The organism is Nocardia vinacea NBRC 16497 (assembly GCF_000308835.1).
Taxonomy (GTDB): Bacteria; Actinomycetota; Actinomycetes; order Mycobacteriales; family Mycobacteriaceae; genus Nocardia; species Nocardia vinacea.
In genome coordinates this window covers 57,300-79,137 of the sequence record NZ_BAGN01000219.1, presented here as the reverse complement: position 1 = coordinate 79,137, position 21,838 = coordinate 57,300, and the positions used below count along the sequence as shown (strand labels likewise).

General features: G+C 65.6%; 22 protein-coding genes. 11 read left to right on the top strand and 11 right to left on the bottom strand.

The features are described 5' to 3' along the window. Window positions 1-15: 15 nt before the first annotated feature. The 3 genes from ON44_RS30795 to ON44_RS30785 are packed head-to-tail and all read left to right on the top strand — an operon-like array spanning window position 16 to window position 1,931. Window positions 16-1,269: an inorganic phosphate transporter gene (locus ON44_RS30795; RefSeq protein WP_040696459.1), complete on the top strand. Its 1,254-nt coding sequence runs from the start codon at window positions 16-18 to the stop codon at window positions 1,267-1,269. Between the two features lie 11 nt (window positions 1,270-1,280). Next, a complete protein-coding gene (locus ON44_RS30790; RefSeq protein ID WP_040696457.1) occupies window positions 1,281-1,562 on the top strand; it encodes a hypothetical protein in 282 nt (93 codons plus the stop codon). 12 nt (window positions 1,563-1,574) lie between these two features. Beyond that, a complete protein-coding gene (locus ON44_RS30785; protein WP_051182620.1) occupies window positions 1,575-1,931 on the top strand; it encodes a DUF3349 domain-containing protein in 357 nt (118 codons plus the stop codon). 114 nt (window positions 1,932-2,045) lie between these two features. Here ON44_RS30785 and ON44_RS47150 read toward each other — a convergent pair whose 3' ends face one another. The 6 genes from ON44_RS47150 to ON44_RS30755 all read right to left on the bottom strand — a co-directional run bounded on the left by ON44_RS47150 (window position 2,046) and on the right by ON44_RS30755 (window position 8,604). Continuing rightward, window positions 2,046-3,461 carry a glycosyltransferase 87 family protein gene (locus ON44_RS47150; RefSeq protein WP_051182619.1) on the bottom strand — a complete coding sequence of 472 codons (1,416 nt, stop codon included), beginning with the start codon at window positions 3,459-3,461 and terminating at the stop codon, window positions 2,046-2,048. A 128-nt stretch (window positions 3,462-3,589) separates the two neighbouring features. Further along, the gene (locus ON44_RS30775) at window positions 3,590-4,417 is read right to left on the bottom strand and encodes a class II fructose-bisphosphate aldolase (protein WP_040696454.1); all 828 of its coding nucleotides are present in this window, start codon (window positions 4,415-4,417) and stop codon (window positions 3,590-3,592) included. After that, the gene (locus ON44_RS30770; protein WP_040696451.1) at window positions 4,414-5,364 is read right to left on the bottom strand and encodes a 1-phosphofructokinase; all 951 of its coding nucleotides are present in this window, start codon (window positions 5,362-5,364) and stop codon (window positions 4,414-4,416) included. The genes ON44_RS30775 and ON44_RS30770 overlap by 4 nt, the downstream gene beginning before the upstream one ends. Then, window positions 5,361-6,509, bottom strand: a complete 1,149-nt coding sequence (locus ON44_RS30765) for an N-acetylglucosamine-6-phosphate deacetylase (protein WP_040696449.1) — start codon at window positions 6,507-6,509, stop codon at window positions 5,361-5,363. The genes ON44_RS30770 and ON44_RS30765 overlap by 4 nt, the downstream gene beginning before the upstream one ends. Before the next feature lie 121 nt (window positions 6,510-6,630). Continuing rightward, complete coding sequence (locus tag ON44_RS30760) at window positions 6,631-7,659, bottom strand: ROK family protein (protein WP_083898234.1); 1,029 nt, start codon at window positions 7,657-7,659, stop codon at window positions 6,631-6,633. Between the two features lie 30 nt (window positions 7,660-7,689). Continuing rightward, complete coding sequence (locus tag ON44_RS30755; protein WP_040696447.1) at window positions 7,690-8,604, bottom strand: SIS domain-containing protein; 915 nt, start codon at window positions 8,602-8,604, stop codon at window positions 7,690-7,692. Between the two features lie 158 nt (window positions 8,605-8,762). Here ON44_RS30755 and ON44_RS30750 point away from each other — a divergent pair, with 158 nt between their 5' ends. From ON44_RS30750 to ON44_RS30735, 4 genes are all read left to right on the top strand, one after another. After that, window positions 8,763-10,013 carry an extracellular solute-binding protein gene (locus ON44_RS30750; protein WP_051182617.1) on the top strand — a complete coding sequence of 417 codons (1,251 nt, stop codon included), beginning with the start codon at window positions 8,763-8,765 and terminating at the stop codon, window positions 10,011-10,013. 1 nt (window position 10,014) lies between these two features. Then, a complete protein-coding gene (locus tag ON44_RS30745; protein ID WP_040696445.1) occupies window positions 10,015-10,923 on the top strand; it encodes a carbohydrate ABC transporter permease in 909 nt (302 codons plus the stop codon). After that, complete coding sequence (locus ON44_RS30740) at window positions 10,920-11,825, top strand: carbohydrate ABC transporter permease (RefSeq protein WP_083898233.1); 906 nt, start codon at window positions 10,920-10,922, stop codon at window positions 11,823-11,825. The genes ON44_RS30745 and ON44_RS30740 overlap by 4 nt, the downstream gene beginning before the upstream one ends. 177 nt (window positions 11,826-12,002) lie before the next feature. Beyond that, window positions 12,003-12,656, top strand: coding sequence for a TetR/AcrR family transcriptional regulator (locus ON44_RS30735; protein WP_040696443.1), 654 nt, complete (start codon window positions 12,003-12,005; stop codon window positions 12,654-12,656). Window positions 12,657-12,676: 20 nt separating this feature from the next. Here ON44_RS30735 and ON44_RS30730 read toward each other — a convergent pair whose 3' ends face one another. Continuing rightward, window positions 12,677-13,825 carry an FAD-dependent monooxygenase gene (locus ON44_RS30730; protein WP_040696440.1) on the bottom strand — a complete coding sequence of 383 codons (1,149 nt, stop codon included), beginning with the start codon at window positions 13,823-13,825 and terminating at the stop codon, window positions 12,677-12,679. Window positions 13,826-13,920: 95 nt separating this feature from the next. On the opposite strand from ON44_RS30730, the gene ON44_RS30725 reads away from it, so the two are divergent. Both ON44_RS30725 and ON44_RS30720 read left to right on the top strand, forming a co-directional pair. Further along, window positions 13,921-14,487 carry a TetR/AcrR family transcriptional regulator gene (locus ON44_RS30725; RefSeq protein ID WP_040696436.1) on the top strand — a complete coding sequence of 189 codons (567 nt, stop codon included), beginning with the start codon at window positions 13,921-13,923 and terminating at the stop codon, window positions 14,485-14,487. 120 nt (window positions 14,488-14,607) lie between these two features. Continuing rightward, complete coding sequence (locus ON44_RS30720; RefSeq protein ID WP_040696433.1) at window positions 14,608-15,399, top strand: DeoR/GlpR family DNA-binding transcription regulator; 792 nt, start codon at window positions 14,608-14,610, stop codon at window positions 15,397-15,399. A gap of 8 nt (window positions 15,400-15,407) precedes the next feature. Here ON44_RS30720 and ON44_RS30715 read toward each other — a convergent pair whose 3' ends face one another. The 4 genes from ON44_RS30715 to pnuC all read right to left on the bottom strand — a co-directional run bounded on the left by ON44_RS30715 (window position 15,408) and on the right by pnuC (window position 20,095). Next, entirely contained in the window at window positions 15,408-16,775 is a 1,368-nt protein-coding gene (locus ON44_RS30715; protein ID WP_040696430.1) for a HEAT repeat domain-containing protein, read from the bottom strand. A gap of 82 nt (window positions 16,776-16,857) precedes the next feature. Further along, a complete protein-coding gene (locus ON44_RS30710) occupies window positions 16,858-17,823 on the bottom strand; it encodes a sigma-70 family RNA polymerase sigma factor (RefSeq protein WP_040696428.1) in 966 nt (321 codons plus the stop codon). 35 nt (window positions 17,824-17,858) lie between these two features. Next, window positions 17,859-19,334 carry a DHA2 family efflux MFS transporter permease subunit gene (locus ON44_RS30705; protein ID WP_063721653.1) on the bottom strand — a complete coding sequence of 492 codons (1,476 nt, stop codon included), beginning with the start codon at window positions 19,332-19,334 and terminating at the stop codon, window positions 17,859-17,861. A 74-nt stretch (window positions 19,335-19,408) separates the two neighbouring features. Further along, window positions 19,409-20,095, bottom strand: a complete 687-nt coding sequence (gene pnuC / locus ON44_RS30700; protein ID WP_040696426.1) for a nicotinamide riboside transporter PnuC — start codon at window positions 20,093-20,095, stop codon at window positions 19,409-19,411. A gap of 142 nt (window positions 20,096-20,237) precedes the next feature. On the opposite strand from pnuC, the gene ON44_RS30695 reads away from it, so the two are divergent. Next, window positions 20,238-21,047 carry an ABC transporter ATP-binding protein gene (locus ON44_RS30695; protein ID WP_040696424.1) on the top strand — a complete coding sequence of 270 codons (810 nt, stop codon included), beginning with the start codon at window positions 20,238-20,240 and terminating at the stop codon, window positions 21,045-21,047. After that, window positions 21,044-21,790 (top strand): ABC transporter permease, encoded by a 747-nt coding sequence (locus tag ON44_RS30690; RefSeq protein WP_040696422.1) that lies wholly within the window; start codon window positions 21,044-21,046, stop codon window positions 21,788-21,790. Before ON44_RS30695 ends, ON44_RS30690 begins: the two co-directional genes overlap by 4 nt. The last annotated feature ends 48 nt before the right edge of the window (window positions 21,791-21,838 follow it).

Genomic DNA, 21,838 nt, shown 5'->3' with positions numbered 1-21,838 from the left:
CCGCACACTGGAGGGGTGACCGCGGACCTATTGGTACTTCTGATCGTCATCGTCACGGCACTCGCATTCGATTTCACCAACGGCTTCCACGACACCGCCAACGCCATGGCGACCTCGATCGCCACCGGTGCACTGCGGCCACGGGTCGCGGTCGCGGTATCCGCGGTCCTGAATCTGCTCGGCGCATTCCTGTCGGTCGCGGTCGCCGCGACGGTGGCCAAGGGCATCGTCCGGCTCGACGCCGTACAGGGCGAGGCGCTGCTCATCATCGTTTTCGCGGGTCTGGTCGGCGGCATTCTCTGGAATCTGCTGACCTGGCTGTTCGGCCTGCCGTCGAGTTCCTCGCACGCCCTGTTCGGTGGCCTGATCGGTGCCACCATCGCCGCACTCGGCTGGGGCGGGGTGATCTGGGCGCACGGCGCGGACGGCGTGCTGACCAAGATCGTGCTGCCCGCCTTGCTCGCGCCGATCGTGGCCGCACTGGTCTCCGCCATCGGCACCTGGGGCGTCTACCGGATCGCCGGGAATTCCGATCCCGACAAGGTGAACGCGGGCTTCCGCTGGGGCCAGATCGGCTCGGCGTCGCTGGTCTCGCTGGCGCACGGCACCAATGACGCGCAGAAGACCATGGGCGTGATCTTCCTGGCGTTGGTCGCGCACGGCACGTTGACCAAGAACGATGAAATGCCGCTGTGGGTAATGGCGGCCTGTGCCGTCGCCATCGCGGCGGGCACCTACCTGGGCGGCTGGCGGATCATCCGCACCCTGGGCAAGGGACTGGTCGAGATCGACTCGCCGCAGGGGCTGGCCGCCGAATCCTCCTCCGCCGCGATAATCCTCACCTCGGCCCATTTCGGGCTGCCGCTATCGACCACGCAGACCGCGACCGGATCCATCCTCGGCACCGGACTCGGCAAGGGCGCGGAGGTGCGCTGGGGTGTGATGGGCCGGATGACGGTCGCCTGGTTGTTGACGCTGCCGCTCGCGGGTGTGGCCGGTGCGATCTGCTGGGCAATCGCGCATGTCATCGGCGGGTTGCCCGGTGTGCTGGTGGTATTCGCACTGCTGATCGCGCTGTCGCTGGTGATGTACCTGCGGTCGCGGCGGGATCCGGTGGACACCGGCAATGTCAACGAGTGGCCCGGCGACACGCCGGACTCCGGTACCGAGGTTGCGAAGGACGCCACGCCGGTCGTCGAGGACGGGGAACATGACGTGTCCGCCGGATCGCACGCGTCGGAAACCACTAATCGTTCGGCTCAGGTCTGAGGAGGCGCATCGTGCACACACTCGTCACGAATCTGGACGCGCTGTGGAAGGTGACCGTCGCGGGTCTGCTGCTCGGTGCAGGACTGCCGATCGTCTTCGCCGTCGGGGTCCGGCTCTGGTCGGTCGCCGACACGGTGCCTGCGGAAGGCGGTGCCGCTCGACGCAATTACCCGGCACTGGCCGGTGCCTACACCTGCTTCGCGCTGATCATCGCCGCGATTCTTACCGGAATTCTTTACACCGCTAAGGCATTCCTGGCCGCTGGATTCGGTATCCATCTGTTCGGAGCGTGAGAGGGGTGACCCGTGACTGATCCAGCCAAATCCGCTCATGTCCGGCCGAATCTGCTCGGCCGAGTCATCGGCTGGCTGCGGGCCGGCTATCCACAGGGGATTCCGCGGTCGGACTACGTCGCCCTGTTCGCGGTGCTGCACCGCCACCTGACCGATTACGAGGTGGTGGTGATCGCCGAGGAGTTGGTGGACTCCAATCCGGACAGCGAGATCAGCCACGCCGATATCGAAGGAGCGATCGCGCGGATGGCCAAGGAGCAGCCGGACGCGCACGATATCGCCAGGGTCGCTTCACATCTGGCGGCCGGCGGCTGGCCGCTGGCGACCCCACTGACCGATACCGAATCTTCCGATCCGACAGCCTGTTAGCGCCTGCTGATCGGTTCCCAGATGATTCACAGCTGGATTGCCAGCATTCTCGAGGTGATCGGAGCAGGATGATCAGTGTCGGCGAACGAAGCGGCGCCTCGTAAAAGAGGAGCCTTACCCCACGGCTTCCAACTCGCTCGACCCCGGCGGTTCACTGCTCGGACCGTCTTCCCGCCGACCGGCGGCGCCCACCCCTCGCTCGCGCCGCCGGTCCGGGATTTCCGCGTCCGGCAGTTGCTCGATGTTGGGCCGGAGCGGAATCAGCCAGACGATCGCGGCGATCAGCGCGATGGTGGCGAGCAGGGTGTACGAATCGCCGAGCAGGAATTGCCATAGCGTCCAACGGAATTCCCGGCCCTCGGTCTGCGGTACCTGCCAAATCAGTCCCTGCGGTAGCAGCGGCAGGTCCGGATCCCATGCGCCGAACCGGTCGGCCCGCAGTGGCCATGCGAAGACGAACAGATAGATGAGCGCGGGCACGGCGATCCGGACGGCGAGCGGACGGTGGCGCAGCACGTGGATCAGCCACAGCAGCGCCGGTGCGATCCACACCCAGTAGTGGGTCCAGGAAATCGGCGAGACCAGCAGCATTACCGTGGCCGCGAGCAGCGCGCCCAGCAATTCGTCACCGCGCAGGTAGGCGATCCGGGCTGCCGCCATCCCGGCCAGCCCGAGCAGTCCGGCGCAGACGAACGAGGACGTGGTGTCGTTCCAGGTCGTCCATTCCAGGCGACCGAACATGCCGTTGATCGACTGATTCTGCACATAGGCGAAGCCGATTCGGTTCTGCGAGGTCGTGGTGGTTGTCCAGAACTGCAGCGCCTGGGTCGGTCGGTACCAGAAGCCGATCGCGACCGTGGCACCGAAGGTCGCGGCAGCCGTCGCGGCGGCCCGGAACTGGCGGGTGATGAGCAGATAGACGATGAAGACCGCGGGGGTCAGCTTCAGTCCGGTCGCGATGCCGATGAGGATGCCCCGATATCGGCTCTGCTTGGGTAGGGCGAGATCCGCGAGGACCAAGGCCATGAGGATCGCGCTGAGCTGTCCGAACCGGAATGTCTGCTGAACGGGCTCCAACCAGATCGCGGCGCCGGTGACGGCGATGCTCAATGCCACCAAACGCGGTCCGCGGCGCAGTTGCTGGAGTCTGCCCGCGCTCCAGACGCTCACGAATAGCGACACCATGGTGAGCACCGTGACGCCGGTCCCGATGTAGTTGATCGGGAATCTCGACAGTTCGGCACAGATCCAGGCGGCGAAGACCGGATAGAGGAAGGGCAGGCCGAGCGGTCCTCGGCCGTCGTACAGCAGTGCGGGATTGGTCGCCGCGGCGGTACCACCCCACATGTAGACCTGGAGATCGACTTGGTGCCAGTACATCTGCCAGTTGGGCCGCAGAAATAGCAGCCAGGCACCGATGGACAGGGAGGCGAATACGATTGCGGCACTGAGCGTTGATTTGTGCGAGACCTTGGGCTGCGTCCCCGCACCGGCAGCGCGCTGTTCTCCTGTTTGCAGGATGACAGCCATGGAGTTGTTTTTCCTTCATCAGGTGATACAGCTCGAGCGGACAGCAAATCCTTAGCTAAACTAATAGCAATTCATCGTATCATCGCTGCCCATCGATGGCTGGCCATCTTTCCCCCGGCTGGAGAGACCTATCCGGCGAGCACCCGCAGCAGATGTTCGACCTCGACCTGGATCGCGTCACGAGCGGGCTTCAGGTACCTGCGTGGATCGGCAATGGTCACGTCGTCCGCGAGTGCGGCCCGGATCGCTTCGGTGGCAAGGACATTCAGCCGGGTGGCGATATTGATTTTGGTCATGCCGTGCTCGACCGCGGCGCGCAGACCCGCGTCGGGGACACCCGAGGAGCCGTGCAGCACAAGGGGGACGGGAACTTTCGCGGCCAGCCGGGCAATCAGGTCGTTATCGAGTGCGGCCGTGCGGGTCTGCATGGCGTGCGAGGACCCGACGGCCACGGCGAGGGCATCCACGCCGGTTGTCGCGACGAATTCGACGGCCTCGTCCGGATCGGTGCGGACGCCGGGGGCGTGCGCACCGTCCTTACCGCCCACCTCGCCGAGTTCGGCCTCGACGAAGACATCGCGGTCGTGGCACCAGCGGACGATATCGGCAGTGGCAGCGACATTTTCGGCGTAGTCGAGGGTGGAGCCGTCGTACATGACCGAGCGGATGCCGAGGTCGACCGCGGTGCGAATGAGTTCGAACGACGTGGCGTGGTCCAGGTGCACGGCGATATCGGCGCTGCTGTCGGCGGCAATGCGCAAGCAGGCCAGCGCGATCGGGGCGAGATTGCCGTGGTAGTGCACCGTATTCTCCGAAAGTTGGAGCAGCACCGGTAGTTTCGACGCCTCAGCCGCTGCGGCGATGGCCTCGGCGTGTTCGATGGTGATCACATTGAAGGCGCCGAGACCGCCCGGGCGGGCGGCCGCGATCAGGTCCGCGACGGGTCTCGAGGTCATGGGTGGGTCTCCTGCGGGGTGGCTAGTCGTTCGACGATCACCGTCGGTGCGATCTGGGTGCGCAGGCGGCGGTCGATTTCACCGGCGACCGGGATGACGACCGCGGCGGCCGAGGTGGCGACGGCGTCGACCAGAACGGCGGGCCAGTCGGGGGTGTCCTTCGCATCCGACAGGGCCGCGATCACCGCGGCTGTCGCGGAATCGCCCGCGCCGGTGGGGTTTCCGGCGAGTGGTTCGGGAAGGACCGCCGACCACGCGCCCTCCGCGGTGACCACCACCATGCCCTCGGCGCCACGGGTGGCGATCACCGCCCGCACCCCGCGTTCGATGAGCGGCCGTGCGGCCGTGGCGACTTCGTCGGGGGTCACCGGGACCCGGCCGGTGAGACGTTCCAGCTCTTCGGTATTCGGCATCAGCACGATGCCGGGGACCTGGGCGGCCAGGCGCAATGACTCGCCGTCGACATCGCAGACGGTCGGGACACCGGCGGCGATGGCGGTGCGCGCGATTTCGGCAGGCAGGCCGTGGGCGATGCCGCCCGGCAGTGATCCAGAGATGACCAGGCCGTTGATATCGGGCAGCATGCCCGAAACGCGGACCGAGAGCTGTTCGGCGGCATGTGGATTCGACACCCGTGCACCCGGCTCCCACAGTGCGGTCGCGGTACCGTCGCCCGATTCGCTGATCACCACCGTGCGCCGGACCCAGGGCAGTGCGTGCACGAAGTCGACCGGCATCTCCAGCTCGGCCGCGGCCGCGAAGGCGTGGTCGGAGAATCCCGTTGCCCTGGCATATTTTCCGAGCTGATTGAGCACCCGCGTCACATTGATGCCCTTGCCGCCGATGCGCTGCTCGACCGAACGGACCCGATGGGCCTGGCCGCGCTCGAAATGCTCTACTCGGTAGGTCATGTCGTAGGCGGGATTCATTGTCACGGTGAGGATCACGTCAACAACTGTCCACGTCTGAGCACCCGGCGCAACTGTAGATTGTCATCGACTATCAGCAGGTCGGCGAAATGGTCGGTCCTGAGGTCGCCCACATCGGCCAGTCCTGCCGCCGCTGCCGGTACCGAAGTGGCGGCAATCACAGCCTCGCGCAACGGCACACCGCACTCTCGGACCGCCCAAGCGAGGCAGTGCAGGAGGTGAGCGGTGCCGCCCGCGATGGATCCATTGGCTATCCGTGCCACGCCATCGGCGACGTGGACGACTTGCGGACCGAGCTGATATTCGCCGTCGGGCATGCCCGCGGCCTGCATCGCGTCGGTGATCAGCGCGACTTGGCCGGGCGCGGTCGCGAAAACCAAAGCGCCGAAACCGGAGTCGACGTGTACCCCGTCGCCGATCAGCTCGACGACGACCTCGCGCTGCGCCGCTGCGACGAGTGCGGCAGCCACCGGACCGGGCGTTCGGTGATGCAGTGGCGGCATTCCATTGGCCAAGTGCGTGACCAGACTGCCGAATCCATTGGGTCGCAGGGCCTGCCGGAACCGGGGGAAATCGGTATCGCTGTGGCCAAGCGACACCACCACATCGCTGTCGGACAGACGTTGGGCGACCTTGTCGAATCCCGGCAGCTCCGGGGCGAGCGTCATGACCCGCAGATGTCCGCCGGCGGCAGCGAGCAGTCGTTCGGCCAGCTCGAGATCGGGATCGCGCAGATATCGGGGATCCTGCGCACCACACCGTGCGGCGGCCAGAAACGGTCCCTCGGCATGGATTCCGCCGATGGTGCCGTCCGCCGCCAAGGATCGCAGCGTCGCTACCTGCGCGATCATGTCAGGCGCGGCGCCGGTGACAACGCTGGCCAGCACGGTGGTGGAGCCGTGCGTGTGATGGAACTCGGCGGCGGCGCGGGCCTCGGCACCGTCGACGGTGTCGAACCGATGGCCGAAGCCACCGTGGTTGTGAATATCGACGAGGCCGGGCAGTACGGTGCCGGAGAATGGGGGAACGGTCGAATCCGGATGTGCGGCAACCCAGTCCGCGAGCGTGCGGACCCGGTCGATCCGGTCTGCGCGGATCGATACGACGCCGTCGTCGAATTCGGATGTCGCCGATACGATCCGCCCGCGAATCTCGAGGCTCATGCGGGCAACCCTGCATGGGTCTGCGCCATCTCGCCGATCCGCATTTCGTATCGTGCGACCGAGCCCATCGGCTGGATGCGCCGCAATCGACGCGCTGGACCTGCACTCGTCTCGACGCGAGTCATGTGAGCGCTCCCTGTCTGGCGAACAGTGCCGCACCCATGAGCCCCGCGCGGGCACCGAACTCGCCGAGCACAACCCGCGGCGCGGGCACCACGCGCAGGCGTTCGGCAATGGTGTGGTGCAGGGGTTCGGTCAGCGCGGGTCCGGCCCCGGCCAGACCGCCGCCGAGAATGATCAATTCGGGACAGGCCGCATGGATGAGGCCGAGCAGTCCGTCGGCAAGCGCGCTGATCGCTTCGGCGACCACGGCTTTGGCGTCGGGATCGGTCTCCAGTATCGCGAAAACATCGGCCGCGCTTGCTGTTTCGTGACCGGTTCGCTTCGCGTAAGCGCGGGCGATGGCCGCGCCCGACGCCACGGTCTCCACGCAGCCGATATTGCCGCAGGGGCAGCGCAATCCGTCGGCGTGCCGCACCGGGATGTGCCCGTATTCGCCGGTCTGCCCGTACGCGCTGCGCATCAAACGGCCACCGACGGAAAGAGTGCCGCTGATGCCGGTGCCCAGAATGACCACGCAGACGTCGTCGTGGCCGCGCCCGGCGCCGAACCGCCATTCGGCCCAGCCCGCCGCCGCGACATCGTGCTCGATCAGCACCGGCGTACCCCAGCGATCGGTGAACCGATCGCCGATGTGCACATCGCGCCATCCGACATTGCTGCTGAATACCGCGATCGAACGGACCGGATCGACAATGCCCGGCAGCAGTACCGCCGCGCGCGCGACGCGATCGCGCTGGTCATCTGTCAACTCTGCCAGCAACTGATCGCCGAGTGCCCCCATGGTTTCGAAGGCCGCCTCGCCCTGCGGCGTGGCCACCACACCCGAGGCGAGCACCGTGCCCGCGGCATCGGTGACCTCACCCTTCATCGTGGTGCCGCCGACATCGAGGCCGAGCACCAGCAGATCATCGGTCAACGCCGTGACCGGTTGCTGTTCGGCTCCGCCTCCCTGCCATCCCCTGCCCACGCCCGTGCGGTCCGCGAGATCGTCGCGGTGCACGGTGGTCGGGGGCTGTTCCGTTCCCATATCCGCACAGTAGTTCCTGGTAGCGACCGCTCACCGATCCAGAACGACGGAACGGTTGAGGTTGCGCGGATGATCCGGGTCGAGCCCTTGGTCGGCGGCGCGCAGCACACAGAGCTGGTGCACTCGCAACAGATCGGCCATCGGATCGATATCGCGATGTTCGAAGTGCGCCCCGGTGACGGCTACATCGGCCGCGAAATCGGGGACCAGAGGGCCGAAGGCCCAGACGGCGCGGCCGGGGGTGGAGATGCTGATCGGTCCGTGTCGGTATTCGGTCTGCAGATACGACTCGGTCCAGGACTGGCAGGATTCGCGCAGCTTGAGCCCCGCCTCCTCGGCGATCGCGGCCGCGAAACCCATACCGACGAAGCTGATCTGCTCGGCACGACGTACATCGGCCAGTGCCGTAGCCGGATCCTCGGCGAGTACGGCCCTGGCCTGCTCGATGGCCGGACGCAGATCCTCGCCGAGATGCCAGCGCAGAATCGCCAGCGCGGTGGTGGCGAAACGGGTCTGCACCACCGACTGCTCGTCGACCTCGTCGATCAGGATCGGATCGCCCAGGTCGAGCACCGGGGTGCCCGGACTACTGCAGATGACGGTGCGCGGCATGTGTGTCGGAATCGCGCGCATGGCATCGACCACCTCGGTGGTTGTGCCGGAGCGGCAGATGACCAGGTAGCGGTCGTAATCGCGACCGGCGCGGACCTCGCCGGCGGGCCAGGCGTCGGTAATGCCCTGTCCCGAGCCCTCGCGCAGTGACGCGATGGCACGGGACATGAACAGGGAAGTGCCGCAGCCGATGACTGCGACGCGCTCGCCTGGTTGGGGCAACACGGCGCGGTATTCGGCGGCGGTGGTCTCGGCGCGAACCCAGTCGTCCGGCTGGGTGGCGACTTCGACGGCCAGATGAGTCACGGGGGTGGGGTGAGCGGAGATCGGCACACCAACAGAATCAACCCATGTGATCGTTCATGTCAAATTTACGAGCGAATCAGTCACATATGATCACTATTGGGTCTAGATTGTTGGTCAGTCGATTCGTTCGCTCCATCATCGGCGGTGCGGTAGCGCCCGGAGCGAAAATTTGAAAGGTTCTGCTCGTGAAAAGACCCCTCCACGGCGTCCTCGCGGGGATCGCGCTGGTCACCGGCCTCGCGCTCGCCGTCTCATCCTGTGGTTTCGGCTCGAAGGATTCGGCCGACTCCGATAAGACGATCAACTTCCTGGCTCCCACCTACAGCGACGGTGCCAATGGCACCAAGGCTCTGTGGGACCGCATCATCGACGACTTCCAGAAGCAGAACCCGGACTACAAGGTCAACCTGCAGATGGAATCCTGGGAGTCGATCAACGATGTGGTGAAGACCAAACTGCAGTCCAAGTCCACCACCCCGGATCTGCTGAATATCGACGCCTATGCCAGCTTCGCCGGTGACGGCATGCTCTATCCGGTATCCGAGGTCGTCTCCCCGAATGTGCTGTCGGACGTGCAGCCCGGCTTCGCCAAGAACGCCTCGCTGAACGGCACGCAGTATGCGATGCCGCTGTTCGCCTCCACGCGGACCCTGTTCTACAACACCGACCTCTTCGCGAAGGCCGGGGTGACCACACCGCCCAAGACCTGGGCCGAGCTGACCGATGCCGCCAAGAAGATCCAGGCGCTCGGCGGCGGTGTTTCCGGCTACGGTCTGCCGCTGGGCAGTGAGGAATCGCAGGCCGAGACGTCGCTGTGGACCTTCGGCGCGGGCGGCAACTGGTCCGATGGCGACAAGATCACCGTGGATACCCCGCAGAACCTGGAGGGGGTCAAGGCCATGCGGGAGATCTTCGATGCCGGTGTCACCCAGCCGAATCCGGGTGCGACCAACCGCAAGGACGTCATCAACTCCTTTATCCAGGGCAAGATCGGGATGATCGAGGGGCTGCCGCCCACCATCGCGCAGATCGCCGATAAGAATCCGGGTCTGAAGTACGCCACCGCGCCCTCGCCGACCAAGGACGGTGCGCCCGTCACGCTGGGCGTGGCCGATCACCTGATGGCGTTCAAGAAGGACGGCACGAAGGCCGAGACGATCAAGAAGTTCCTCGACTTCTTCTACTCGGCGAATGTGTACTCGAACTTCGTCAAGAACGAGCACTTCATCCCGATCACGACCAGTGCCACCGCGGTGCTCGCCGACGACCCGGTGACCAAGGCCTTCGCGTCGACCCTGCCGGTGGCCAAGTTCTACCCGAGCAATAACCCGAAATGGGCTGCGGCGCAGGGTGCCATGCATCAGCAGATGGGCACCATCGCGCAGGGTGCTGACCCGGCTCAGGTGTTGCAGCGGATTCAGGAAGCAGCGAAATAGCGTGGGATCCACAGGAACCCGGGTACTTTCAGGGAAGAATTCGACACTGCGGGCCGCCCCCTGGATCGGGCCGTCCCTGGTGCTGATCGCGGCCATCGTCGCGTTCCCGGTCGGCTATATGGTCTGGACCAGCACCCGGGACCTGAGCGCCTACGGCCAGGACCGCGGTCCCGCCGGACTGGCCAACTACCGAAACCTGTTCGATATCAGCGAATTGGGATCGGTATTGGCGCATACCGTGGTCTGGGTGGTCAGCGTCGTGCTGATCACCCTGGTGCTCTCGGCGGGGCTGGCGCAGTTCCTCAACAAGGATTTCCCGGGACGCACCGCGGTGCGTATGGCGATCCTGGTGCCGTGGGCGGCCTCGGTCGTGATGACGACGACCATCTTCTATTACATGCTCGATCCCGATGTCGGCATCGCCAACCGGTTCCTGGTCGATATCGGGCTGCTGGACCGGGGCTACGGCTTCACCAAACAGCCGACGCCCGCCTTCCTGGTGGCGATCGGCGTAGCGGTCTTCGTCTCGATCCCGTTCACCACCTACACGATTCTGGCTGGGCTGCAATCGATTCCGGCCGAGATCGATGAGGCGGGCCGGGTCGACGGCGCCAGTGCGTGGCAGCGCTATCGGTATCTCACACTGCCGCAACTGCGTCCGGCGATCGCGGTGGCGACGATCATCAACATCATCAATGTGTTCAACTCGCTGCCCATTCTGCAGGTGATCACCGGCAGTATCGCGGGCTTCGGTGCGGATACGACGACGACGTTGACGTTCAAGCTGATTCGGCAGAACCAACAGCTCGACACCGCCGCCGCCATGAGCGTGCTCAACTTCGCGCTGATCGTGGTCATCATCGCGATCTATGTGAAGGTCATCAAGCCGACCCAGCAGGTGGACGCATGACGACACAGGCCGACATTCACATCGCGGGTGTGGAAATCCCGCCGGACGCAACGGTTGCCGAGGTCCCGACCGGCCGATCTCGGCGGCGGCGGTGGGAACTGACCGCGGTCGGGGTGGTGCTTGCCGTCATCTTCCTGACCCCGTTCGTGGTGATGGTGCTCGGCTCGCTGAAGAGCCGCGCCGAAATCCTGCGCATCCCGCCGACGTATCTGCCCGAGACCTGGCATCCGGACAACTACTCCACCATGTGGGATACCCCGGAGACGCCGCTGCCGTACAACTTGGTGAGCACGATCATCATCTCGGTCTGCGCCACACTACTGGTGCTCGTGGTGGCCATCCCGGCCGCGTATTACACGGCGCGGCACAAGTTTCCGGGACGCGCGGTATTCCTCGCACTGGTGCTGGTCACCCAGATGTTGCAGCCGACGGTACTGGTGACCGGCCTGATCCGGGAGTTCTTCACCCTCGGTATCAACGACACCTGGCTGGCCATGATCCTGGTCAACGCCGCGTTCAACCTGTCGTTCGCGGTGTGGATCCTGCACAGCTTCTTCGCCGCCGTTCCGGTGGAGATCGAGGAGGCCGCGCAGCTCGATGGACTGAGTCGCTGGCAGATCCTGATCCGGGTGAGTCTGCCGCTGGTGTGGCCGGGCATCGTCACCGCGACGATTTTCGTGGTGGTGGCCTGCTGGAACGAATTCGCGGCGAGCCTGGTGGTGCTGACCACGCCGGAAAACCAGCCGCTGTCGGTAGCGCTGACCAAATTCGTCGGGCAGTACGACACGGCGTGGCAGTACGTCTTCGCGATCTCCACGGTGGGCATCGTTCCGGTGGTCATCCTGTTCGCGTTCATCGAGAAGCGCCTGGTTGCGGGGCTTACCGCGGGCAGCGTGAAGTAATCGTCCGAGAGGCGGCGGGTGGCCTTGTGCCCCCGCCGGCTTCGCGCAGGCGTTCTCGGAACTGTTGCCGCCCTTGGCACAAGCGTTGGTCCGGGCAGGCCGTCCGCGCACAGAAGTAGCGGTCATCCGGATGTCCGTGCCCCGGGGTAGGCGCTTCCGGCCGGTAGCATCGAATCCGTGGCACGACAGGATGACGAACCCAAGGAGGGCCGCAGTTACGGCGGGCTGTCCAAGCAGCAGCGGGTAGCCCAGCGGCAGGCGCGACTCATCGACGCCGCGTTGGAATTATTCGGCACCCAGGGCTATGCGGCCACCTCGATCGAACGGCTGTGTGCCGTCGCGAATGTTTCCACCCGTAGTTTCTACGAAGATATGGGCAGTCGCGAGGCATTGTTGATCGCGCTGGTCAATCGCATTACCTCGCATGCGGTCGAACGAGCACTGGAAAGTATGTCGAAGACTGCGGGCCAACCGCTTTCGATGCGGGTCGTGGACAGTTTCCGGGCCTACCTCGAGGTGACCTGCGCCGATCATCGGTCGGCGCGGGTGTGTTACGTCGAAGTGGTCGGCGTCAGTTCGGCCGTGGAGGATTGGCGCAGGCAGCAGCGCCGCCTGCTCTCATCGCTGCTGATCAGCGAGGCGGAGCGGGCCGTCGAGCGCGGCGAGACCAAGGCGCGCCGGTTCGATCTGTTCGCGCTCGCGGTGATCGGCGCGGTGAATTCGCTGGCCCAGGAGTTGGTGCGGACCACCCATCCCGATACCGAGGTGTCACTCGATGAAATATGCGAGGAGATCGCGTACTTCGTGAATTCCGGGCTTGCGTTGAATTGACGGTGGGATCGGCCTGACCTTCAAGCGGCGTGCCGGGCCCGGTTGCGAATGGCCGTGACAGCCGGAAGGAGCCGAGTTGCGGTATTGCGCAGTGCAATTCCGGCCTTCGTCGCCGGAATGAGCATCGCCGCCGCGGTAGTCACCCCATCGAGTTTGGGATCGACCAGTACCCGGTGCCGGGTCTCGTAGCGCTGGAATGCGCCCTGGTGGTCCTCGGGTGTGGCTGCCAGTTCCTCCGCCAACGTGTACGCACCGGCGATCGCGAGGGTGGAGCCGTCGCCGAACAGTGAGACGCAGGATGCGGCGTCGCCGAGCAGTGCGATGCGTCCGTCCGACCAGCGCGGCAGCTCGCCTTTGCTGACGGAGTCGAAGAACAGGTCGTCGGTGTCGCGAACGCGGTCCAGCAATTCGGGAACCCGCCAGCCCTGATCGGTGAAGGCCTCGATGACCAGGCGCTTGTGCAGTTCGGTATCGCGGTGGTCGAAACCGGGTACGCCCTTGTGCCGGAACATGAATGCCGCGAGGGCGCGCCCCTTCGTCGGGTGCACCGACAGTGCCCGTCCAGGTGTGTTGTAGATGAGAACTTCGCGGTCGCTGCCGAATGCTTCATCGAGCCGGATGGTGGCGATGTAGATGCCCATATGCCGGACGAATTCGGATTCGTCGCCGAAGGTCAAGCGGCGCACCACCGAATGCAGGCCGTCCGCACCGATTACGAAGTCGAAGCGGCGGGGTTGGGCGTGTTCGAAGGTGACGTCGACGCCCTCGGCGTGCTGGGTCAGGCCGGCAACTGTGTCGCCCCAAAGGAATTCGGCTTTGTCGCGGCTCGCGTCGAGCAGGATTGCGGCGAGATCGGCGCGGGGGACCTCGACCTCGCGCTCGCCCGCCGATCCCTGGAACGCCTTCAGGTCGACCCGGGCGACGCGCCGGCCGCTCGCATTGACGAAATTCATGTGGGACACGGCGGAATTCGCGGCGCGCAGCCGCGGCATGATGCCCATGCGCTCGACCACGTCGATCGCGGGTCCTTTTACGTCGACCGGGTTTCCGCTGGAGCGTTGTCCCGCCGCCCGCTCGACCACCGTGACCTGGAGGCCGCGCTCGGCCAGCCAGTACGCCAGGGGCGAGCCGCCGACGCCCGCGCCCGAAATCAGAACCGTCTTGTTCATGGCAACACCTCTCGGCTAAGTGGACGAATTTCGTCCGGTTAGTGAAAGAGTACAGTAAGCGGAAGGATTTCGTCCACTTAGTCTTGGAGGTGCGCATGACGACCGGTCTGAAGAGGGCGGATGCCAGGAACAACCGCGATCAGATCATTGCCGCGACCCTGCTGACGTTCCGCGAGCGCGGCGTCGACGTGCCGATGAAGGAGATAGCGGATCGGGCGGGGGTGGGTGTCGGCACGCTGTATCGGCACTTCCCGGATCGGGATGCGTTGATCGCGGAGACCGCCCAGTCCTACCTCGCGGATCTGGCTCAGTTGGCGGCGACCGCATCGGAACAGGAGGATGCTGCGTGGCCTGCGCTTTCGCGGTTTCTGCACGAATGTGCGCAGCGGCGGGTCGGTGCGCTGGCATCGGCGATCGAGCCGAATCTGCATGCCGAGATTCAGGCCGATCCGCGGTTGCGCGAGGTGCGGGGGCGGATTGTCGAGCTGGTCTCGCAGATGACCAGGGAGGCGCAGGCGGCCGGTGCCATGCGCATCGATATCGAGCCCGGGGAGGTGGCCGCGCTGATGACCGTGCAGATCTATACCCGGGCCGGTGAGTCGTATCCGGAGGCGGTCCGTCGGGTGGTCGAGCTTGTGCTCGATGGGCTGCGGGCGCGGTGATAAAGATGTCCGGCTTGGCAATACGGCGGCCGAATCTCTACCGTCCGCACGTGCGTGTGGTCAGATTGTTCGCGTGCATGGAAAAACGGCAGGTCGTCCGTGTGGGCGGGAAGATATGAAATGACCGGACCGACTGACCGGCCGCAGCGATGGAACCGACTGCTGGAACTGCTCGCCGAGACCGGGCGGCTCTCGGTAGAAGAAGCCGCCGAACGCCTGGGGGTTTCCCCGGCGACGGTGCGCCGCGATTTCACCGCACTCGCCGAACAGCAGTTGGCGACCAGGACGCATGGTGGTGTGGTCGCGACTTCGGTCGCCTACGATCTGCCTGCGCGCTACCGGCAGGCTGCGGATGAGCCGAAGCAGCGGATCGCGGAACATGCTGCAGGACTTATCGAACCGAGCACGGTAGTCGGAATGAACGGTGGCACAACCACGACCGCCGTGGCGCGGGCATTGGCCGGACGGACAGATTTGGCGAATGCTACTGGCGACCAACTGACCATCGTTACCAACGCGCTCAATATCGCGGGTGAGATGGTGCTGCGGCCACATATGCGCACGATCGTGCTGGGCGGGGTGGCGCGGCGGGAATCCTATGAGCTGCATGGGCCGCTTGCCGAGCGGGCGTTGGCCGAATTGCGTTTGGATGCACTGATTCTCGGAGTGAATGCGATTTCCGCCGAGGGTGGCGCGCAATGTCGGCACATTGACGAAGCGGGGGTGACAACCGAGATGGTGCGGCGGTCCGGGCAGGTGATGGTCGTCGCCACCGCGGACAAGTTGGAGCGCTCGGCGCTGGCTCGGATCTGCGGGATCGAGCAGGTGGATGTCCTGGTGACGGATTCGGACGCGGATCCGGCTGCGGTGGCGACGATTCGGGCGGCGGGGGTTCGGGTCGACGTGGTTTAGGCGGTTCGCTAGCCGACTGCTCGGACGGGGTTCTCGATGCTTAAGGCGCCGCGGTGGCCCAGGCGCCGCCCGCAGGCAGTCAGTGCCAGCACGCCGTGTCCTCGAGTACGGGTGTTCGCGCTGATTCGCGACGGATCGACCGAGGTGCGTCCGGCAATCAGCATTGGTCTCACTGTGTCGGGAATTCCGTCTTGCCGCCCGAACCTGTTCTCGGTCCCGGTCGAATCGATCGGCAGGCCGGTCTCTGCTGCGTGTCCCGGGCCGAATTGAATCGGCTCGATGTATTCGCTCCAGTCCCTGTAGTAGTAGCGCAGCACCTTCCCCTGCTCTGCCAGGCACCATCCCCACCAGTCGTCGCAGCCGCTTTCGTAGTTCTGGCCGTACCAGTGCGCCTGCCCGAACTGCTCGCTCAGGGCCGCGCAGCGGGCTTGCCGGCGCTGGTGTTCGCGGCCGTCCGGGGTGTAATCGCCCTCGATGTCGAGCAGCCGGTTCAACTCGTGATCATGGCGATCGAGTTCTCCGTCGGCGACGGGTGTGCCGAACACCAAGGTCCAACCGTCGAGCACGGGACTCACATACATCCGGGCGCAATCGGCGTGCTCGTCGTAAGCGGCGCGGCTGTGTCTCGCGTCGTGGCCGCGCCAGGTATCGGTGCCTATCGACCAGGTCACCGCCACCGGATCGGACAGGTCGAACGCGTCCAGTACCGCGGCCCGGTCTGTGGTTTCGATGGCATACCAGCTATCTTGCGGGGCAAAGGCTTGGGGAACCTCTGCCGCGATCTTGGCCCGCATAAGCCGGGCCAAGATCGCCGAGTCGCGTGGTTCTGGTGTGTCCCAGCCGATCTGGGTGAGCGCCGCCAGTGCATACCGCCGCTCGGGCGCGCGAGAGCCTCGGACCCGGCGCAACAACGGCACTGCGGAGCGACCCAGCCGGCCGAATGCGCCGATCGCTTCGTCACGTACTCGCTGCACCGGATCCGCCAGCAACGGCACCAGCAACGGCGCGTACTCACTGCGGCGACGGTAGCCGAGCACGAAGGCGCTGCCCGCTCGCACCTCCGCATCTTCGCTGCACACCTGGAGCGCGAAATCCGCGGCATCCGAAGCCGCCGTAATTCCCAATGCCCGACAGCACAACTCGACGGCGTCCGGAGTCTGCGCGATCGCGAGTTGCACGATGAGCGGGCGATAGGCGACGGGCCCGAACCGCCGCAGCACCGCGATAACGCCCGAGCGGTCGAGCCACGAATCCGGATCGACCAACTCGTCGAGTAGCGGCTCGATCACATAATCACCTGCGGCCGCCATCGCGTCCACCGCCTCATCTCGCAGAGACGCATCCGCGAGCGCTGCTGCGGCGGTTTGTAGGTCCACGCACCGTTCCTACCAGCAGCCGCCGACAAGCTCGACAATCCAGCCCACCCAGATGCGTGACCGAACCACTTCGAAACCTGGTTCAGAGGGTGGTCGGGAGGCCGAAGCCGGCGAAGAGGGATGCATCGAGGAAGACGGTGATCCGGTCGATAGCCGCATCGCGCAACGTGAGCAGGTGGATGGAATGAGCGTGGTAGGTGTTGTTTTCGTCCAATCGGTAGTAGGCGATGGCGGGTTGGGTGTTGGCGGAGGTTGGGATTGCGCGCCACTCGTCGGGTGTGGAACCGCACTTGTCGGTGAAGAATTCGACGACGTGCGCGCGTCCGGCGAACCAGAGCAGGGCGGGCGGCATTTCGAGGACCACATCGTCGCGCAGCAGCTTGGCGAATTCGGCCATGTCGGCATTGCCGAAGGTGGTTACGTAGCGGTCGATCATCGCGCGTTCGTCCGGGCTCAACGATTCCGATATGCGGTCGAGCATGGGGGCCTCTTTTTCCAATTGGGCGTGGGCGCGTTGCAGTGCGCTATTGACCGCGGCGGTGGAGGTTTCGAGCAGGTCGGCGACTTCGGCCGCGGACCAGGCGAGTACGTCGCGCAGGATCAATACCGCGCGCTGGCGGGCGGGGAGGTATTGCAGCGCGGCGATGAATGCGAGTCGGATTCCGCTGCGGGCCGCGATCACGGTTGCCGGATCGTCGGCGGAGGTGCCGAGCAGGGCATCGGGAATCGGTTCCAGCCAAGGGATTTCGGGATGGCGCTCCGGTTTGGTGGCCACGGTATCGCTGGGCCCGGCAAGCCCGGTGGGCAGCGCTCGCCTGCCGCGCTGTTCGAGCGCGGTCAGGCAGGCATTGGTGGCGATCCGATACAGCCAGGTGCGCAGCGATGCGCGATCCTCGTCATAACGGTCGGCTGAGCGCCAGGCCCGCAGCATCGTCTCCTGCACCAGATCCTCGGCATCGTGGATCGACCCGAGCATCCGGTAGCAGTGCGCGAGCAGTTCGGACCGGTGGGGCGCGGTGCGCGCCGCGAAATCCGCACTGACCGTCATGGGTGCACAACCTACCGAGGAATCTGTGGCGCTGGTCATGCCTTCACCCCGGTGCGGTCCTCGCGAGCTGCCGAGCCGGAGGTAACACCGCCGCTCGGTGTCCCCGCAGGGTCGGCCGAAAACCGCTCAGCGGGTGCTGGCGGGACCGGCGCACCGGCCGGGATAAGCAGGCCGATCGCGGCGCCGAGGAGGGCAAGCGAAGCAGCGGTACCGATGGCGGCCGCGAAACCGTCGCTGAAGGCCCGCGCGCTGGTGAAGCCACCCACCGCCGCGAAAACAGCTGCGGGAACCGCTATTCCGAAGGCGCCACCGAGTTGGCGCAGGGTGTTGTAGGTGCCCGACGCGGCGCCGACAGCGGGCATCGGAACCGCGCGCAGTACCGCGCTCTGCGCGGCGGGAATCGCCATCGACACACCGACGCCGGAGATGACGAAGGGCGCGATCATCGCGGTGTACGGCAGGTCCGGTCCGGTGGTGACGGCGATCCACCCGTAGCCGACGGCCTGCATGAGCAAACCGGTGACAACCAGCGGACGTTCACCGAACCGGTTAACCTGCTTGCCCGCGATCGGCGCCACCAGGAACAGGGTGACCGTCCACGGCGCCAGGCGCAGCCCAGCACCGAGTGGGCCTTGTTGCTGCACGATCTGCAGGAACTGGGCGAAGAAGAACGCACCGCTGAAAATCGAGGCGGCCAGCAGGAATCCGACCGCATTGCCCGCGGAGAAGGCGCGCGAGGCAAAGAAACGCATGGGAATCAGCGGCGCGGTGGTGCGCAGCTCCCAGCGTATGAATCCGATCAGTGCCACCGCACCTGCCAAGAAGGCGAGCACGACTTCGGTGCTGGCCCAACCGGATTCATTTCCCCGAATCAGACCCCAGACGATGCCGAAGGCGGCGACGCTCACCAACGAGATCCCGGGAAGGTCCAATCTGCGTGCCTCGCCCACACTTTCAGCCAGCCGCGCGCGCACCAGCGGGATCAGCACCGCCCCGATCGGCAGGTTCAACCAGAAGATCCACTGCCAAGCCAAGCCCTGCACCACCGCACCCCCGACGAGCGGTCCGCCGAGGGTGGCCAATCCGGTTGCCGCCGCGAATAGTCCGAGCGCCTTGGTCCGCTGCTCCGGCTGGAACGCCGCCGAGAGCAAGGCCACCGCCACGGGCATGATGGCGGCGGCCCCGATGCCCTGCGCCGTCCGCGCGGCGATCAACAGACCCAGATTCGGTGCCAGCGCACATCCGGCCGACGCCGCGCTGAACAATGCCAACCCGCCGACGAGCACCCGCCTGCGGCCGTAGCGGTCACCGAGCGCCGCGCCCGCCATCAATAGCACCGCGAAACTCAGGTTGTAGGCATTGATCGTCCATTCCAGCTCGCCGATCGATGCGTGCAGATCGAGCTGGATCGCATGCATCGCGGTCGTGACGACCAGTGCGTCGAGCACGATCATCAAACCCGCGAGTGATGTCAGCGCCAGTACCCAGCGCTGTCCCGTGGTCATCTTCATTACTTCCTCCGATGGGTTTTGCGGGTACATACCGGCGCCGCCGCGCCGATTCATCGGAGGTTGCGAAAAAACTTCTAGGGACGCGAAGGCGCGAGATCAGCGACCACAGGGGCCGGTTGGCGCAGGGTGCGCGCCCAGACGGCGAAGCCCCACGCGACGAAGCCCGCATAGATCAGATACAGCGTCGCGGACGGGTAATAGCCCGCCTGCAACAGCAATGGCACGCCGACGAGATCGACGGCGATCCAGATCAGCCAGAATTCGGCGAGCCCGCGTGCCATTCCATAGGTCGCCAGGACCGATCCGGTGAAGATCCATGCTTCGGCCCACGGGCCGTAGGAACCGATCCACGCGAATAGTTGAGCGAAGGCAGCCGTGCCGACCAGCATCGCCGTCACCAGCACCAGCCGTTCGCGCCCGCTGGCCCAGCGCGGCACGACGCCGCGATGTTCGAGTCCGGTTTCGGCGCGAGCATGGCGGTACCAACTCCACCAGCCGTACACGCTGACCGCGATGAACATCAACTGACGACCGGCCTGTCCGGCCATATTCAAATGCTGTGGCGTGTTGAAGATTCCGCCGACGAAAACGGTGAACAGCAGCGCATTGCCCGCGATCCCGATCGGCCACGCCCACACCCGCCGCCGCATACCACCGACCGCGGAGGCCAGACCGAAGCCATTGCCGATGATCTCGCGCCAGAGGATCTCCGAGCCCGCGATATGCAGCTTGGCGTCGAGCAGCGCGAAAAGTGGGTTCACCTCCGCTGTAACCCGGACGGGTCGATATCTCATCCCGACCTGGGGGTTCGACGCACGCGGATCTGAAGTCACGTAACGATTGCGCAATCTGGGGTGGCGATTCGCAATATCCGCGCAACGACCTGCTCCTAGTGTTTTGGTCATGATGGCGAGCGGTACCGAGGAGCCCACCGGGGGGACGGGCATCCACATCAGCGGTTTGACGAAGACATTCCGGGTCGGCCGGAAGACGGTGCAGGCGCTGGACGAAGTGGAGCTGCATACCGAACAGGGCGCGTTCCTGTCCCTGCTCGGCCCATCGGGCTGCGGTAAATCGACGGTGCTGCGCATCTTGGCCGGACTGGAGACACCGACCACGGGCAAGACGCTCATCGACGGTGAAACCCCCGCCCAACTGCGCAGCCGACACGAACTCGGCATCGCCTTCCAGGATTCGGCGCTGCTGCCGTGGCGTTCGGTGGAATCCAATATCAAACTGCCCCTGCAGGTCGCGGGCATCTCGCCGGATCCGGGACTGATCGCGGATCTGGTCCGGCTGGTCGGCCTGGAGGGCTTCGAGAAGGCCAAACCGGCGCAGCTGTCCGGCGGTATGCGCCAGCGTGTTTCGATCGCGCGCGCACTGGTCGTGAAGCCGACCGTGCTGCTGCTCGACGAACCGTTCGGCGCTCTCGACGATATGACCAGGCAGCGGCTGAATCTGGAACTGCTGCGGATCTGGACCGAGAAGCCCGCGACCACCCTGATGGTCACGCACGGTATCGCCGAGGCGGTTTTCCTGTCCGATGTCGTCGCGGTGATGAGTCCGCGGCCGGGCCGGGTGCTGGAACTGGTGAAGATCGATCTGCCGCGCCCGCGCACACCCGAGATGATGCGAACGCCGGAATTCCACAAGTTGCACGACTACCTCTCCGAGCTGCTGTTCGGGAAGTCCGGCAAGGGTGGAGTCGCATGAAACGGATCGGCGGCCTGATCGGCGTTCTCGGGTTGATCGCGGTGTGGTGGCTGCTGGCCGCGCTGGAGGTCGCGGGCGGCACGATCCCGAGTCCGTGGACCGTCCTGCACACCATGTACACCGACGGCTGGGATCTGTACGGCCCGAACTTCCGGATCACCGCGCTCGGCGCGCTGAAGGGGTTCATCTGGGGCAATGCGCTGGCCATCGCGCTGGCGATGCTGATCGTGCTGATCCCGTGGATCGAACCACTGGCCACCCAGCTCGCCATCCTCAGTTACTGCATCCCGCTGCTCGCGCTCGGTCCGATCATCCTGGTGGTGTTCGGCGGGCGCACCCCGACGATATTCCTCGCGGCGATGTACTGCTTCTTCACCACCATGGTCGGCACGGTCACCGGACTGCGCTCGGCCGATGTCGCCAGTCTCGACCTGATCCGCGCCTACGGCGGTGGTCGCTGGCAGCAGCTCTACCGGGTGCAGGCGATCGCGGCGCTGCCGAATCTGTTCGCGGCGTTGAAGATTGCCGCGCCGTCGGCCGTGCTCGGTGCGATCATCGGCGAGTATCTCGGCGGGGTGGACAGTGGGATCGGTGTTGCGCTGACTGCTGCGCAGACCGCCTATAACGTGCCGCGGACGTGGGGGATGGCGCTGGCCGCCGCCGCGCTCGCGGGCCTCGGCTACGCCATCGTCGCGCTCGGCGCTCGACTTGTCACCCCGTGGACCGCGCAGGAGTCGAGATGAGCCGCGCACAGATCGGCGCACCGCGTGCGCAATCGCCCGATGAATTCG